This window comes from Bacillus sp. M5A3_1b (assembly GCF_053345335.1).
Map to the genome: position 1 here is coordinate 342,575 of NZ_JBKEZY010000003.1, position 16,014 is coordinate 358,588.

Here is a 16,014-nt window from a genome sequence, read left to right on the forward strand (position 1 = left end):
TACTATGCCTCTCCGAAAAATATTTTCCTTACAGTTCGTTTAGAAGCACCACCATCTTCTAAATAACAATACTTATTATAGAAACTATCGTATTTCGCTGCAAATTCTCCTAATCCATTCGATTCATACTTTACTATTTCTCTTAATACTTCTCTTGTATTCTTTACAATTGGACCAGGTGCTTCTTCCTCCAAATTAAAGTAAAATCCCCTTAATTTATCTCGATAAGAATCAATATCATACGTATAGAAAATAATTGGGCGTTTTAAATTTGCATAATCAAAAAAGACTGAAGAATAATCTGTAATTAACATATCAGATATTACATATAGTTCATTAATATCAACATGCTTAGAAAAATCATAAACAAATCCTTTATATTTAACTAAATCAAATTTTTCAGCTATTAAATAATGCATACGTAATAAAATAATATAATCCGTTCCTAATTTACTTTGTAAGAGATCCAAATCTAATTGCAAATCCAATTTATATTGGCCCTTACTATAAAATTGATCATCTCTCCATGTTGGTGCATATAAAATAATTTTTTTATCTATCGGTAAGTTATTCTTTTTCTTTAAGGACTCCACTACTGAAGAATTATTACTCTGATATAAAAAATCGTTACGTGGATAACCAACTTCTACAACTTCCTTTTCAAATTGGAATGCTCTTCTAAAGATGTCCGTAGAATAGTTATTGGGCGAAAGTAGGTAATCCCAATTTTGTGCTTCTAAATGAAAATTATGCTTATATTTTTCTGTTGTTGTACCTGGCATATGTACCTCTTTCATATCACCAGCTAGTTTCTTTAATGGCGTACCATGCCAAGTTTGGACATATACCGTATGTTTTGGTTTAGGTAACCATAAAGGCATTCTACTATTTGTAACCCAATACTTTGAACGTGCCAACAAAATAAACCAACGAATCGAGAACCTTTTTACATATGGAATTCCATCTTTTTCAAATTTGTCCTTATATGTTTTATTCACACTCCATACCATTTCAAAATCCATATTATTTTTTAACATATATTCATATATAGCCCTTGGATTACAACTATATTGTTTTCCAGAATAACTTTCAAACAAGATCGTTTTTTTTCTTGGCGGTAAATAACTACAAAATAAAAAGATTGCTTTACATATCTTTTTAACTATCCGATGATTTTTTATTTTTCTTATAAAACCCATCTTTTTTGCACACCTTCTAATTCATTTATCTCATATAACTATAATTCTATTATTGTAAAATCTCACCTTTTCCGTTTCTTCCCATAAGTAGATCTACTTCTTCTTTTGCACTCTTTCCATTAAAAAGAACATTGTATATAGCATTAGTAATGGGCATGTCAACATTAACTTTTTTAGCTAAATGGTATGCTGCTTCCGCTGTACGTACCCCTTCAACGACCATACCCATATTTTCTAATACTTCTTCTAAATTATGACCTTTTCCAAGTAAATTTCCTGCTCTCCAATTTCGGCTATGAATACTCGTACAGGTCACAATCAAATCACCAACACCTGTTAAACCTGCAAAGGTAAGCGGATTCGCTCCCATTTCACATCCCAAACGTGTAATCTCTGTTAAACCACGTGAAATCAAAGCTGCCTTTGCGTTATCTCCGTAATCAAGTCCATCTGAAATGCCGGCTCCCAGAGCAATAATATTTTTCAATGCTCCACCTAATTCAACACCAATTACATCTCGATTTGTATATACTCGGAAATTATTATTCATAAATAATCGTTGTGTTTCCTCAGCAGCTTGTAAATGATACGAAGCAGCAGTTACTGTCGTAGGGTGACGAAGACTTACTTCTTCTGCATGACTTGGCCCTGAAAGAACAACAATGCTCTCAACTAATCCTTTTGGCATCTCTTCTTCAATCATTTCTGAAATGCGCTTAAATGATCCCGGCTCAATCCCCTTACTTGCATGGATAACTGTTATTGGCTGTTTTACAATAGATTTCAAGTTTCTCATAACACCACGAATTGCTTTGGTTGGTACAACTAGTAGCACTGTATTGACTCCATCCATCGCCTCTTCTAAAGATTCGTATCCTTTTATTCCTTTGGATAATTGAATTCCTGGTAAGTAAGTTTCATTTGTATGTTTCTCATTAATCTCTTGAATCTGTTTCTTATTATTCCCAAAAATCCGTACTTCATGTCCGTTATCTGTTAGTACCATAGAGAGAGCAGTTCCCCAACTTCCGGCTCCTATTACTGTTATTTTATTCAATATAATTTCTCCTCTATCAATTCAAATATTTATTTTAAGCAAGATTGATATGAGAAGGAGTAATCATAAAATCTGATTACTCCTTCTCATAACTAATTTACTTTACACTTCCCTCTAATTCTTTGACTAATTCTTCCCAAAGTCTACCGATATTCTTAATTTCGTATCTCTTAACATTTTTTAGGCCTAATCTAGCAAATCTCTTCTGTTTTTCTTTATCTTCAATTAAAGTCATTAGTCCCTCTGTAAAAGCGTCTACATCTCCATCTTTGATTAATAAGCCGTCTTGATTGTTTTTAATAATTTCCGCTGGACCCTTTGGGCAATCAAAACTAATAACTGGTACCCCACATTGCATAGCTTCCACTATAACCATACCAAACCCTTCAAAACGAGAGCTTAATGCATAAATAGAGGAATTTGAGAGTTCAACGTCAATATTTTTAGTGGGCCCCATTAAAAATACATTATTGTATAGCCCATAATGATGAATTAAATCTTGTAAATTATTCTTTTCTCGACCAAATCCAAATATCTTCAGTTTCCAATCCGGATGCTTAGCAACAACAGGCCTAAATGATTCAATTAGTAAATCAAAACCCTTTTGGGGGGCCAATCTCCCCGCCGCCATAATTACCTTTTCTTCTAGATTAGAAATTTTACCATTTAAAGGTGGTACCGAATTCGTAATTTTTTTAATTTTTAATGGTGTACCTTCAAATAATTTCTGATAATCGTCTGTATCATCATCAGTTAGAGTAATTAAATAATTTAATTTAGGATAACTCTTCATTATAGATTCCTTTAATCTATCAGGATATATTTGAAAATTGAGATGTTCCTGTCCCACTATTGGAATTCCTTTATTAGCATATTTTGTGGCAAAAATATTAAAACTAGGACGGGTTGTAATCAGAATTCCCGAATTAATACTTTTTATATAGCTATACATCTTAATATCCGTTAATAAAGAAAAGAAATGATGCGCTTCATCATCTGGATGTATTAAACGACTTTTCATTTTTGATAATTTGTTTGCAATTTTAGTCTTTAAACCTAATTGATTTTTATCTCTTTCGACTAAATCATGTAGAACTGTAACCTTTATTCTTGGATCTATTTCAAAAAAACCTTTATTACGATGTCTAAATACACTAATAATCTCAATATCATATTGTTGTTGAGCTAAATAATTAGCTACATTAAGTACGGTACGGCCTGTTCCACCCATTCCAAATATATCAAAAACTAAAAAGTGAATCTTCATTAAAATGACTCCTATCTTATTTTTCTACTCCAAATACAGCATCTATAGTCCGTTTCGATGCTTTGCCATCTTCTAAATGACAAAACTTCTCTCTAAATTTGTTATACTTTAATTCATAATTCTTTTGTACAGTATCTATTTGTCGAAGTGCTTTAAATAATTCCCTTTCATTTTGAACTAATGGCCCTGGGGCTTCATCTTTAAAATTCATATAAAAACCCCTGATTTCGGATCCATACCTTAATAAATCATAAGTAAAGAAAATCATTGGCCTATTCAAATTAGCATAATCGAACATCACTGAAGAATAATCTGTCACTAAAATATCAGATATCAAATACAAATCTTGAATATCGTTGTAATAAGTTACATTATATACAAATTTTTCATATCCAGTTATAGATACTCTTGCTGCATCGAAATAATGAAGTCTCAATAATAAAACATAATCATCTCCAAATTCTTTTTGAAACTTATCTAAATCAAATCTAAATGCAAACGGTTCGTGTCTTTTCTCATAATCTCTCCAAGTTGGTGCATATAAAATCACCTTTTTCTTTGGATCAATGTTTAATAATTTTTTAATACGACTAACACGTTCATCGTTATTTCCCCTATAAAACATATCATTACGAGGATAACCCACTTCTAACGTATTCCCCTTAAAATTATAGGCTCTTTGAAGTATTTTAGATGTATAGGCATTTGGACCAATCAAATAGTCCCATCTCTTATTTCTTCTTATTAATTCAGGTGAAGTGTTTTCCACATATGCAGGTGAACTAGGGTCTATATCTAGCCCCAATTTCTTCAAAGGTGTACCATGCCAAGTTTGCAAATGAACTGTACCCTTACGCTTGTCATAAAAATCCGGGAAATTACCATTATTAACAAAAAACTTCGCAATCGCCATATAATAGTAATATTTAAGGGAATGTGGTTGAACCTTTATAGGATTTCCTACAATTTCTGTTTCTAAATTTTTAACAATCCAAATTGCCTTTATATCTCTATTCTGATTTATCATCTCTTCATATATAGCTTTTGGATTACATGCATAGCTATTGCCATAATAACTTTGGAATACTACTATTTTTTTATTAATTGGTAAAATTTTATTTATGACACGGTAAACAGTTTCTTTATTTTTTTCAACCATATTTTTCACAAATGATTTTCGGCTCGCTCTACCTTTTTTATTTACATGAACTCTTTCAGGATTTACATTTAAAACAAACTTTGAAATATAATCTTCAAATTCTATTTCACATTCAATAGAATCAAAACGAATATTTTTAACTATTTCTTTATAGACTATAGGCAAATCTTCATAGTTTGGACTAGCACTTGCTTCAAATTCAAATTCTACAAGTGTCTTCCCTGTTGGTCTTAAATTCCATACTAAAGGTATCTCATATAAAATTCCATGTGAACCTTTTATAGATACTCTACCTTTTGTACACTCAGGCACTCTTTCTTCTGTTGTTTTCATGATATTTATTTTACCAATTAACTTCATTTCCTTAGGACTAATAAAAATCCCTTGAACATTTTTGTGAAAAATGTAATTCCTAATAAGAATAGATACCTCATTATGCAAGGTATAGTACGGTTTAATCGCCAATGCTTTATTAATCGAATTTGGTGCTATTTGTTGAGGAAACACCATACACTTTTGTTTATCCTTTATCTCATCTAAGCAAGTTGCTAAGCGATAATTCTTCCCATTAATTCGTACATATAAATCCCAAATTCCCTCTCTTAATTCATCTTTTAGGGTTAATTTTTCAATATCTATTGAACAACTAAATTTTTCATTTTCTATTTCTATTGGTAAGTGTAAGTAGACATCAACAAACCTTTTTTTTATCATTAAAGAATTTTCACCATCTAAATTCACAATAGTATTCTTAGTTAAGACTAATTCTCCATATATATCTATTCTGTTTTTTTCTGCATATATTACTTTTGCCTCTGCATGTAAATCAAAATTATTAATATAGACTATGAACTCACTAGTATCGGGCTCAGTATTTAAAGAAATTTTTCTTACACCTTTATTAGTTTCGAAAAATTCACCATCCTTCAAATGATCAATTATTTTACCCTCAGCTTTAAAAGGAATAAGTTTCTTCACAAGCTCATTTTTATCTGTCTTAAATTCTAAATCAATAAAAATTTTAAATGGTTTATTTTCTATTTGTTTTAATTCCCCATGGAGATCAATGGAAATCGAAAATCCTGATCCATCATAATTTTGTTTTAATATACTATATTTTTGTGTAATATCTTTTCTTTTTACATTTTTACAAGATAAGTAATACTCCTTAGTATCCTCTTCCGTCCGTATTATTATCTGTTTTTTTGTATTTTTACTACTAATATCTAATCCTGGGATAAATGAATAACCATCTAAACATAGTTGCCCCTCTTCATTCAAGTAGCATGATTCTAACTTAGAAATTCCATCAGTCATTTCACATTTAAAGGATAGATTTCCTTTTACTGTTGCGTATGGATAAATAACATACTCATTCAAACCAATTATTTCTGGAAATTCACTTGTCAAATTTTTTATTCTATACTTTTCACTCCCTTTTTCACTCTCCAACAATAAGTACGCATCCCAAGTACCATATGAAATAGCTTTAAATAAATTTTTAAGATTAATGTCACCCATTAAATCCCAATAACCTAATGAATGTTCCTGCTTTAATGGATAGATTAATTCTTCTTTATTTTTTCTATTTATTAATACCAGATTAGTATTGTACATAGTTTGATCAGTTTCATCATTAAAATCCAATCTCAATTTTATATTAAATTTATTATCACAAATTATTGAATTTAACGAGCAAACTACCTTTTCTTTATACTTCCATAAAAAACCAACTAAATTCATCCTACACCTCTCAAAGCTAAATTAAATTTATATCTCTACTTAAAAATTTTTTCTACAAAATTTCCACTTGAATTGCCTTTTGAATACTGATTCCATTTCTGAGAAAAGTTTTTTATATCGTTCATGTTGAAATTATTTTTTTTGATAACCTCAATTAATTCTTTTGTTGAATATACAACTGGCCCAGGAACAGTTGCATGATAATCCTCTATAAACCCCCGTTGTTTTTTATAATGTTCCAAATCATATGGGTAAAAAATCATAGGTTTATTTAATAAACAAAATTCAAATGGAATTGAAGAATAATCGGTTATTAAAATGTCAGTTATTAAAAGCAATTCATTAACATTAGGATAAAGAGAATAATCAAATATAAAATCACTATATTGTTTTAGATAGTTGATTTTATTTCTAACTGCTGGATGCAACTTAATAAGAAATATATATTCTTGATGCAACTCTTTATAAATTTCCTCTAGATTTAGATTTAAATTAAAATGCTCGATCTCCCCATCTCTAAATGTGGGAGCATATAATATTATTTTTTTGTCTCTCAAAAATTGATTTTCATTCAAAAAATTATTTGTAATTTGTTTTTTCTTCATCTTATTGAAAAATAAATCTGTACGAGGTATTCCTGTACTCAACATTTGATCCTGACTCAAATTAAATGCATCCGCATAAACAGTCGCTAACGCATCTGAGCCCACAACAATTTTGTGAAAGTTATTGTAGACTTTAACAAAACGTTTCTGGGCTCGTTTATTTCTCTTTTTAAATATAGTAGCTAATAAACCAAACTTTTTAATAGCTCCTGCCGCATGCCAAAGTTGAATGCACTCAGTTCCTTTTCTAAATTTAATAGTAGACAAAAAGCCAAAGTAATTGTCAATAATAACATGTTTAGATGTTGTCAAATGATAAACAGCTTCAATCATATTCACTATACTTAGTGTTTCAAATTGATAAGACTTCACTTCAGGATAATCTTTTAATTTATATTTACAAGTAGATTTATATAAGAACACGACATCTAAATCAATTTCTTTCTCTCTCATTTCTTCGTATATAGAGAGTACATTCTCCCCATATGACATAATAAATGTCGCTTTTTTTTGAATTGGAAACACTCTAAAAAGATTAAATAGTAGTCTAAATATTGTAAGGTATATAGCAATTTGTATTTCTCTAATCATAAGAATTATCTAGCCACCAATAATAATTCCTGTTTAATCTTCGTCGTTGAAATTCCCGCTGTACGTGGTAAATACTTAACCTCGCAATGGGACTGTAGGAAATCAAATTCACCTTTCCAATCATCACCCATAACAAATAAATCAACGTCATGCTCTTGAACATCTTTTTCTTTTTGTTCCCATTCATGTTCAGGAATTACTTCATCTACGTAACGAACCGCTTCTAAAATCATTTTGCGATTTTCATAACTATGATAAGCTTTTTTTCCCTTTAATTTATTAAATTCATCTGAAGATATAGCCACGATAAGGTAATCTCCCAAGTCTTTTGCTCTCTTTAGCAGATTGATATGTCCCCAGTGTAATAAGTCAAATGTTCCATATGTAATTACTTTTTTCATAATTTAATTGTCCTCCTGCGAATTTTTCTAAGAATAAAAAAAACAATAGGACCTTCCCCGCATCATTATTCAAATAACAAAAGCCCTATGTAAACCAATAAGATTTACAAATTATTTACATTAAGTTCACACGAAATTCACACTAGCGATTATAACATACTTTTTATTGACCAACTATTACAATTAATATGCATTTTATGTAATATATACATAAAGAAAGCGCTAACAATGCTTATTTGTAAGTGTTTTTCCAGTATATCTTATTATATAAAAAAACCAGAAAAGAATTGCTTCTTTCTGGTTTTTTATTTACAATTGAATTTATTTTTTATCGTAAAGCACGCTTTGGTAATTTATCGATATTCTCTAACATAATACCTGTACCAACCGCAACACATTGCATTGGGTTTTCAGCAATTAATACTGGTACTTTTAGTTCTTCTGCTAGAAGCATGTCGATACCGTGTAGTAAAGCTCCACCGCCTGTTAGAATAACACCGCGGTCGATAATGTCCGCAGATAGTTCTGGTGGCGTGCGCTCTAGTACGCCTTTTGCAGCTTGTACAATGATAGCCGCGTCTTCTTTTAGTGCTTCTGTAATTTCTTCAGAGCATACTGTAATTGTACGTGGTAAGCCCGTTACCATGTCACGTCCGCGAATTTCAAGCTCTTCGCTACGTGCACCTGGGAATACTGTACCAACTTTAATTTTAATATTTTCTGAAGTACGTTCTCCAATTAATAGCTTATACTTACGTTTAACGTAGTTTAAGATCTCCATATCAAACTTATCGCCAGCCATTTTGATAGAGGAAGAGGTAACAATATCACCCATAGATAGTACAGCGATATCCGTTGTACCTCCACCAATATCAACAACCATGTTACCGCTTGGTTGGAAGATTTCCATACCAGCACCAACTGCGGCTACTTTTGGTTCTTCTTCTAAAAATACTGTTTTACCACCTGAACGTTCAGCAGCCTCACGAATTGCTTTTTGTTCTACTGATGTGATATTTGTTGGACAACAAATTAAAATGCGAGGTTTTGAAAAGAAGCTCTTCACGTCCAATTTGTTAATGAAATACTTTAACATTGCTTCTGTAATTTCGAAATCTGCGATTACACCATCTTTAAGCGGACGAATTGCTACAATATTACCAGGTGTACGTCCCACCATACTTCTTGCTTCTTCACCTACTGCTAATACTTTACCTGTGTTACGATCAATTGCCACAACAGATGGCTCATTTAATACAATACCTTTGCCTTTAACATGAATTAATACATTAGCCGTACCTAGGTCAATTCCGATATCTCGCGCAAACATTCCCGTCATTTCCTCCTCGATATTTAAAATCAGGTTACACCCGAATTCTTTTACACCTAATTTCTGATTTTATCATAAATTTAACAGAAACGTAATATTCGCAAAAAGAATTCTTCTGAAAAATATTACCGAATTGAAACGGAATGTTTGCAATCGCATATTTATTGACGGACCGGCTTTTCTACATCTTCTTTTCTATACTTTTGCTTTGTTGCTTCTCCGCCTCTTAAATGACGAATAGACTTATGATAATCAAGAATTTCTTTCACTTCATTTGCGAGCTCTGGATTAATTTCTGGTAGACGTTCCGTTAAATCTTTATGGACTGTACTTTTTGATACCCCAAATTCCTTTGCAATGACACGCACTGTCTTTCTTGTCTCCACGATATACTTACCAATCTTGATAGTTCTCTCTTTGATGTAATCGTGCACACCACTCGCCTCCCTAAATTGGATGTGAGAAGTGTGAAATGAGCCTCGCTGCATACGACTAAGAAGTAAGTGTGAGTGCTGTTTGTAAGCGTTAAACATTCTTGGATTTATAATGAAATGATTCACGATTTCTCACCTCAAACACTCTCTTTGCTTTGGTTTATACCATTGTATTGCCCGCACTACTGATATATGCTACATGTTCACTATTTTTGCGGACTAAGTTAAGAAAAATTACGTTTTTTTGTGAGAAATACGTTAACATTGACTATTTTGACGAAAAAAAATGACACCTTGTATATAAGGCGTCATTCTTCTCGTTCCAACTCTTCTTCTAATAACTGATGGTGGGGAACCTCTTTCTTACCAGCAATGTAATAATATAAAGTGAATAAAACAAACAATAAAATAATAGCAGTCGACAGAACAAACAAAAATGACACAGTATCCCCTCCCTTTTGTAATATATATTCGAGAATCTCGTCATATTTCCTTGTTATTGCAACTTTTTTCTCGAAATTGAGTATTTTTATATAAAGTGAAACTTTAATCAGTGGGCGCCATTTCCCACTGATTATTAGTTGAACCAATCGGGCTTTTACGGGCAGTTGACCCCAGGCCTAACTTCTTAGCTTTCACTGAATTTGGAAGTAGGGGTCTTACTGCCCGTTAATGCGGGGTAAAAGTAAAAAAATCAGCTCTCCTAGTGAGAACTGATTTTTTCACTTTCTTATTCTTGTGAAGAAGAACTGTTAGATGATTCTGTAGAACCATTTGTTGATTTTTCTTCTTTCTTCGGCTCTTCTTTTTTGTCACTAGTCGAACCGCTTGTTGATTTCTCTTCTTTTTGAGACTTGTCTTCTGTTTTATTTTCTGGTTTCGTGCTCGTTGACTTCTCTTCTTTTTGAGATTTGTCTTCAGCTTTTTTACCAGAAGCGTTCGTTGCCTTTGCAGCACCTGCATCAGCTTTAATTTCTGCTACTGACTTATTTAAGTAGCGCTCAGGGTTCACAGCCACGTTGTCTTTACGTACTTCAAAGTGAACGTGAGAACCTGCTTCTTTATTCATTGCACTTAGACCGGATTTTCCTAATACTTCACCTTGTGCAACTCGTGCACCTTTTTCTACTTTCACACTGCCTAAGCTTTGATAAGAAACTGCTACACCATTTCCACTATCAACTGTTACAACATAACCAAGAAGTGAATCTTTTTCAGCTTTCGTTACTGTACCACTTAAAGCAGCAGCTACATCGAATTCTTTTCCATTCTTCGCAGCAATGTCAATTCCTTTATTTGGGGAATATGTGTTGTTATAAAAGACAAGTGCTTTTTCTTGTTCCGCCTCAGTTGCTGCATCTTCATAGAATTTCTTCTGTACGACTACCTCCGCACTCGCGGCTGCTGGCATTTTCACTACTTCTGAAGATTTCGTTACTGGTACTGCTGGATCTTCCGATTGTGTATACGGTGTTGCTTGATCTTGGTTCGGAGTCTTTTTCGGATTAGCTCCTTGGAACCATAGCGCAACCATTAAAATCACCGCTGCACAAGCAATGTATAGTGCCGGAAACACCCATCTTTTTTGAAATAAATGTACTACCTTTTGCGACTTTTTATTATTTCTTCCTCGCATTCCATCATCACCTCAGCAATCATTTTGAACAATATTCACGTATCCTATACAACGTATAACTAATTACTTTTCGACAAAATCTGTAAAAATATGTATAGTAATTGTAAAATTTCCGAGGAAATGATAGAAAAAAGAAAAAACTGAGTACTTTCGGCTCAGTTTTTAGTCCAATTGTTTCTTTTTATATACGATTAAACATGCAATAAGTGAAATAACGAGCCACACTCCAACATTTAGCATATGCCCACTAATACTACTAAACCCAGCACCCTCCACTAAGATTTTAATCGCTTTTTCAAGATGAGATGTTGGAAGATAACTAATCATCGTCTTAATTACTTTATTTTCAACCATTGGCTCAAATTGTACAGCTAAATACATCGTCATTAATATTGGCATTCCAATTAGTGATGTTTGCGGGACAGACTCAGCTAATAATCCAATCACTGTTCCAATTAAAATGAATAGAATTGTTCCACATAAGAAAATAAATGCTAGCAATAAGAGATTGCCACTTAATTGATCTAAGATGAATAAGTTTACAATGGAAATACCTAACGTTAAACATGCTGTTAATATACTTTTCCCAAGAAGAACTTCAACAGAAGAAGCTGGTGATAGCATTAACACACGTAACGTATGTTTTTCTTTCTCTTCTGCAATTACCATTGATTGAACAAACCCTGCTACAAATAGAAAGGACATTAAAGTAATAATTCCAACTCCTGCCTGTCCTTCTCCAAATCGGCTAAATATAAATGCAAATATAATTGGTAAAGATGCCATTAACAACACTTGTGAATTTGTCTTAAAATCCTGTACTTCTTTTCTAAAAATAGCTGATACACGTCTCATTGAAAATGTCATTATAATCCCCTCCCAGTAACTTCAATAAAGATATCGCCTAACGTTGGCTCATAAGAATGAATGGATAATAGTTCTCCTTTTTTCATCCACTCTGAAATGCGTTTTGCACCTAATTCATCTTTTTGTACCGTTTCTTTCTTCTTATCCTTTAACACGACTTGTATTTGATCTTTCGCGTATTGTAAGCGAAGGTTCTCCGGTGTATCAAGCGCTACAATTTCTCCGCTACATAGAAAGGCAATGCGGTTACAAAGCGTTTCTGCTTCGTCCATGTTGTGCGTCGTTAAAAAAATCGTCGTTCCTTCTTTATTTAAGTCTTTTAAGATTTTATGAATGTTTTGTACGTTTACTGGATCGAGTGCAGATGTTGGTTCATCTAAGAAGAGGATATCTGGTTTATGAAGGATTGCTCTAGCTAATGTAACGCGCTGCTTCATTCCTTTTGATAGTTTCTTTACTGGTGTTTTTTTATCATCTAATAGATTCACTTGCGCTAGTACTTCATCGATTCGTTCTTTTTTACAATCGTATAAGTCACAAAATAATAGTAAGTTATCATAAATGCTAAGTCTCTCATATAAACCGCTGTTGTCTGTTAAAATACCAATTCGTTTATAATCGATGCTGCTTGGTCCTGTAATATCTCTGCCTAGTACCCTCACTGTTCCAACGCTATGAAGTAATTGAGAAGTTAAAATCTTTACTGTTGTTGTTTTTCCAGATCCACTCGGTCCGAGGAATCCGAAAATCTCTCCTTGCTTTACCTCAATATTTACATTTCGAAGTGCTGTTTTTTCATTGAAGCTTTTCATTACATCTTTCATTTCAATTGCCAATGTCATCTCGTCATCCCCTTTGTTTTTTCTTTTATAGATGAAAGTCGCTTTAGCGCTTTTCGTTTACTTGTTTTGCTTTTCTTGACTCAATCATATGAAAAACAAGAGGGTTACGCAGTAAAATACCGGTAAAAGGAGTATTTTTACCGGTGAATGAATCATATTTTGAGCTTATTGGAGTAATTTTTATAGCCCAATCACACCTTTTAATTCATCCATTCGTCCTTTTGAAAGCGGAATTGAACTTTTTCTTTCATCATCCAAAATTAAACTAAAGCTATTACGAGTCCACGTAATGACTTCTCGTACTCTTTGTAAATTCACAAGGTACGAGCGATGACATCTAAAGAAACCAAAACCTGTTAATCTCGTTTCTAATTCACTTAATGTTAATGCACATACGAAATCACCTTCGCGCACATGAATATGTGTCACTCCGTTTTGCGTTTCAATAAAATGAATTTCCATCGGATCAAGTAAAATGATTTTATCGTTCACTTTCGCTGGAATTCTTTCAAGTTTCATTTGCGGAATCATTTGAACAACCTTTTCTTCATCCACCTCTTCAATTTCTTCTTGTTCGATTTCTATTTTCTTCACACCATCATTGTTTAATATGTATACATCTTCTGTTAACGAAAGGGCGTCCGATAGAAAGGATGACGTTATAAAAATCGCCTTTCCTTTCTCCTTCATTGCCATAATCGCTTTTCGAATAATAATCGTACTCTCTGTATCTACATTTTGCTCCGGTTCTTCCAAAATAACTAAATCTGGATTATGAATCATCACTCGCCCAATATGCAGCCGACGTTTCTCTGAAAATGATAATTTTTCTATTTTAACGTTTAACTTATCTAAGAGACCGACATATTGTACTACTTCTTCCGTACTCATATTTGACTCATAAATTCCTATTAAGAACTTGAAGTATTCCTTTACCTTCAAACGATCATATGCCTCATCTTTCAAAAAACAAAAACCGATGCGAGAATAATGTTTCTTTCCAATTGCTTCGCCCTCAAATAGTACATTGCCAGTTGAAGCTTCTTTCGCACCAATAATGATGCGGTGCAATACTTTAGCTGTATGGTTATTACATTGCAAAACAACGCATTGTCCCTTCTCAACCTTCAGTTCAACTGCCGGTAACTGATTCGTCTTTCCTAACTGTTTTAACTCCAGTAGTGCCATTTCGTCTCCCCCGAATGCTTTTTATCACATTATACCAAACAATTAATGGAAATTTTTGATATTTTATGAAGTACTATAAAAAGAAGGCTATCCAAATGAAAGGATAGCCTTCTTCTCTAGTTTTGCTCTATATACGTCTTGAGCTGATCACGCAGCGCTTTCTTTAAGAATTTCCCTACAGATGTTTTCGGAAATTCTGCTTTTAGTAAAGCATACAGATCTTCTCTTTCTACTGCTTGTCCCTCTTTTAGTACAACGCAAGCAACGGGACGTTCTTGCCACTTTTCATGCGGCACCGCCACAACAGATGCTTCTAACACTTTATCATGTGACATTAAAGCGTTTTCTAAATCTAAGGAAGAAATCTATTCGCCTCCACTTTTAATTAAATCTTTCGTACGATCAGCAATCTTAATACATCCTTCCGAATCAACCGTGACAATGTCTCCTGTATAGAGCCAACCGTCTTTCATTGATTCTTCTGTACGTTCATCCTTATAATAGCTTCAAGCAATCCATGGGCCCTTTAAACAGAGTTCTGTCACCACTGAACATTGACGATTTTTTTAATATATCTATTAACCTATCCACAAACAAAAGAAAACCGTCCCAACATACCTCTTGGAACGGTCTCTTTTCCCTCTACTTCTTCACCATTAACTTTCCTTCATAATCATTCATCGACTTTATTTCGACACCCTTATAATAATGAGCAACGATATCTGTATATTTCTTACCTTCCGCTGCCATGCCATTCGCTCCATATTGACTCATACCAACGCCGTGGCCGAAGCCTTTCGTCGTAACAACGATTTTATCTCCATCTTGTTTCCACGTGAAGTCAGAAGAGCGTAAATCTAATTTGTCACGCACATCTCTTCCGGTTAATGTTTTACCTTGAAACGCTACGTCTTTTACACGTTTTCCTTCTGTACGTCCTTTAATATCACCAACTTTTCCGTCTGCTAGTACTTTCACACCGAGACGCTTTTGAAAGTCAGCTACTGTAAAGGTTTGCTCGCTCGTAAATTTTGGAGAGGCTTGATCCCACGGACTATCTACGCTCTTTAAGTACGGATAATCATTTCCCCAATAATCAGCCGCATTTTCTGTCCGGCCATTACTCGTTGAGAAGAAGGATGCTGAGATTGGTTTTCCATCATACGTTAAAACTTGTCCTGCGGTTTTCGAAACGGCTTCTTCGATTTTTTTCAAGTTATTTTCGTAGTTATTACCCCATTGTTTCTTCAATTCTTCTTTACTTTTGTACACTTGATCTTTCACCGTATCTGTCACGTCCGCATTGTTTTTCTTTCCTCCGCTTAGCATACGCTGTACCACAAATGTTCTCGCTGCTAATGCCTGCGCCTTTAGCGCCTCTATTTCAAAACTGGCATTCATCTCAGAAGCTACTACACCGGTCACATACTCCTCCATAGGTAATGTATCTACCTTCTTTTGCCGATCACGATATACAGCAACTTGAACCGCTGTATCCACTTTCCCTGGAGCTGGTATACTTTCTATTGCTGGAGGAGTTTTAGAAGCTGCTTCTTCCCCTACTTTTGCTTTCGCAAACGGAATAACAAGAGCAGCAGGTACAATGATAACGAGCGCTATGAGAAGCGCTACTGTGATAAAAAGTGGCTTTGAAAATTTCATCTTATTTCCCCCAATATCCAAAAGCTTTACTCC

General features: G+C 33.5%; 14 protein-coding genes and 1 pseudogene. All 15 read right to left on the minus strand.

The window, feature by feature from the left end:
* Nucleotides 1-2: 2 nt before the first annotated feature.
* Nucleotides 3-1,199 carry a CDP-glycerol glycerophosphotransferase family protein gene (locus ACLBWW_RS11440; protein ID WP_098706698.1) on the minus strand — a complete coding sequence of 399 codons (1,197 nt, stop codon included), beginning with the start codon at nucleotides 1,197-1,199 and terminating at the stop codon, nucleotides 3-5.
* A 49-nt stretch (nucleotides 1,200-1,248) separates the two neighbouring features.
* Nucleotides 1,249-2,256 (minus strand): NAD(P)H-dependent glycerol-3-phosphate dehydrogenase, encoded by a 1,008-nt coding sequence (locus ACLBWW_RS11445; RefSeq protein WP_098706699.1) that lies wholly within the window; start codon nucleotides 2,254-2,256, stop codon nucleotides 1,249-1,251.
* Nucleotides 2,257-2,353: 97 nt separating this feature from the next.
* Nucleotides 2,354-3,523 (minus strand): glycosyltransferase family 4 protein, encoded by a 1,170-nt coding sequence (locus ACLBWW_RS11450; RefSeq protein ID WP_098706700.1) that lies wholly within the window; start codon nucleotides 3,521-3,523, stop codon nucleotides 2,354-2,356.
* Nucleotides 3,524-3,539: 16 nt separating this feature from the next.
* On the minus strand, nucleotides 3,540-6,425 hold the full coding sequence (locus ACLBWW_RS11455) for a CDP-glycerol glycerophosphotransferase family protein (protein WP_098706701.1): 2,886 nt from the start codon (nucleotides 6,423-6,425) through the stop codon (nucleotides 3,540-3,542).
* Between the two features lie 35 nt (nucleotides 6,426-6,460).
* A complete protein-coding gene (locus ACLBWW_RS11460; protein ID WP_098706702.1) occupies nucleotides 6,461-7,621 on the minus strand; it encodes a CDP-glycerol glycerophosphotransferase family protein in 1,161 nt (386 codons plus the stop codon).
* Between the two features lie 5 nt (nucleotides 7,622-7,626).
* Nucleotides 7,627-8,022, minus strand: coding sequence for a glycerol-3-phosphate cytidylyltransferase (gene tagD / locus ACLBWW_RS11465; protein ID WP_098706703.1), 396 nt, complete (start codon nucleotides 8,020-8,022; stop codon nucleotides 7,627-7,629).
* 328 nt (nucleotides 8,023-8,350) lie between these two features.
* Nucleotides 8,351-9,352, minus strand: coding sequence for a rod shape-determining protein (mreB, locus tag ACLBWW_RS11470; protein WP_000457990.1), 1,002 nt, complete (start codon nucleotides 9,350-9,352; stop codon nucleotides 8,351-8,353).
* A 161-nt stretch (nucleotides 9,353-9,513) separates the two neighbouring features.
* Complete coding sequence (gene spoIIID / locus ACLBWW_RS11475) at nucleotides 9,514-9,786, minus strand: sporulation transcriptional regulator SpoIIID (RefSeq protein ID WP_000544012.1); 273 nt, start codon at nucleotides 9,784-9,786, stop codon at nucleotides 9,514-9,516.
* A 308-nt stretch (nucleotides 9,787-10,094) separates the two neighbouring features.
* Nucleotides 10,095-10,229: a hypothetical protein gene (locus ACLBWW_RS11480; RefSeq protein WP_000008903.1), complete on the minus strand. Its 135-nt coding sequence runs from the start codon at nucleotides 10,227-10,229 to the stop codon at nucleotides 10,095-10,097.
* Nucleotides 10,230-10,516: 287 nt separating this feature from the next.
* Nucleotides 10,517-11,422 carry a M23 family metallopeptidase gene (locus ACLBWW_RS11485; RefSeq protein WP_048542662.1) on the minus strand — a complete coding sequence of 302 codons (906 nt, stop codon included), beginning with the start codon at nucleotides 11,420-11,422 and terminating at the stop codon, nucleotides 10,517-10,519.
* Nucleotides 11,423-11,584: 162 nt separating this feature from the next.
* A complete protein-coding gene (locus tag ACLBWW_RS11490; RefSeq protein ID WP_000144454.1) occupies nucleotides 11,585-12,289 on the minus strand; it encodes an ABC transporter permease in 705 nt (234 codons plus the stop codon).
* Nucleotides 12,289-13,131 (minus strand): ABC transporter ATP-binding protein, encoded by an 843-nt coding sequence (locus ACLBWW_RS11495; RefSeq protein ID WP_098048748.1) that lies wholly within the window; start codon nucleotides 13,129-13,131, stop codon nucleotides 12,289-12,291. Before ACLBWW_RS11495 ends, ACLBWW_RS11490 begins: the two co-directional genes overlap by 1 nt.
* Nucleotides 13,132-13,311: 180 nt before the next feature.
* On the minus strand, nucleotides 13,312-14,319 hold the full coding sequence (locus ACLBWW_RS11500; RefSeq protein ID WP_048542663.1) for a LytTR family transcriptional regulator DNA-binding domain-containing protein: 1,008 nt from the start codon (nucleotides 14,317-14,319) through the stop codon (nucleotides 13,312-13,314).
* A gap of 116 nt (nucleotides 14,320-14,435) precedes the next feature.
* A pseudogene (locus ACLBWW_RS11505) lies at nucleotides 14,436-14,858 on the minus strand (AMP-binding enzyme); the annotation flags it as partial.
* 103 nt (nucleotides 14,859-14,961) lie between these two features.
* On the minus strand, nucleotides 14,962-15,981 hold the full coding sequence (spoIID, locus tag ACLBWW_RS11510) for a stage II sporulation protein D (protein WP_447614041.1): 1,020 nt from the start codon (nucleotides 15,979-15,981) through the stop codon (nucleotides 14,962-14,964).
* Between the last annotated feature and the right edge of the window lie 33 nt (nucleotides 15,982-16,014).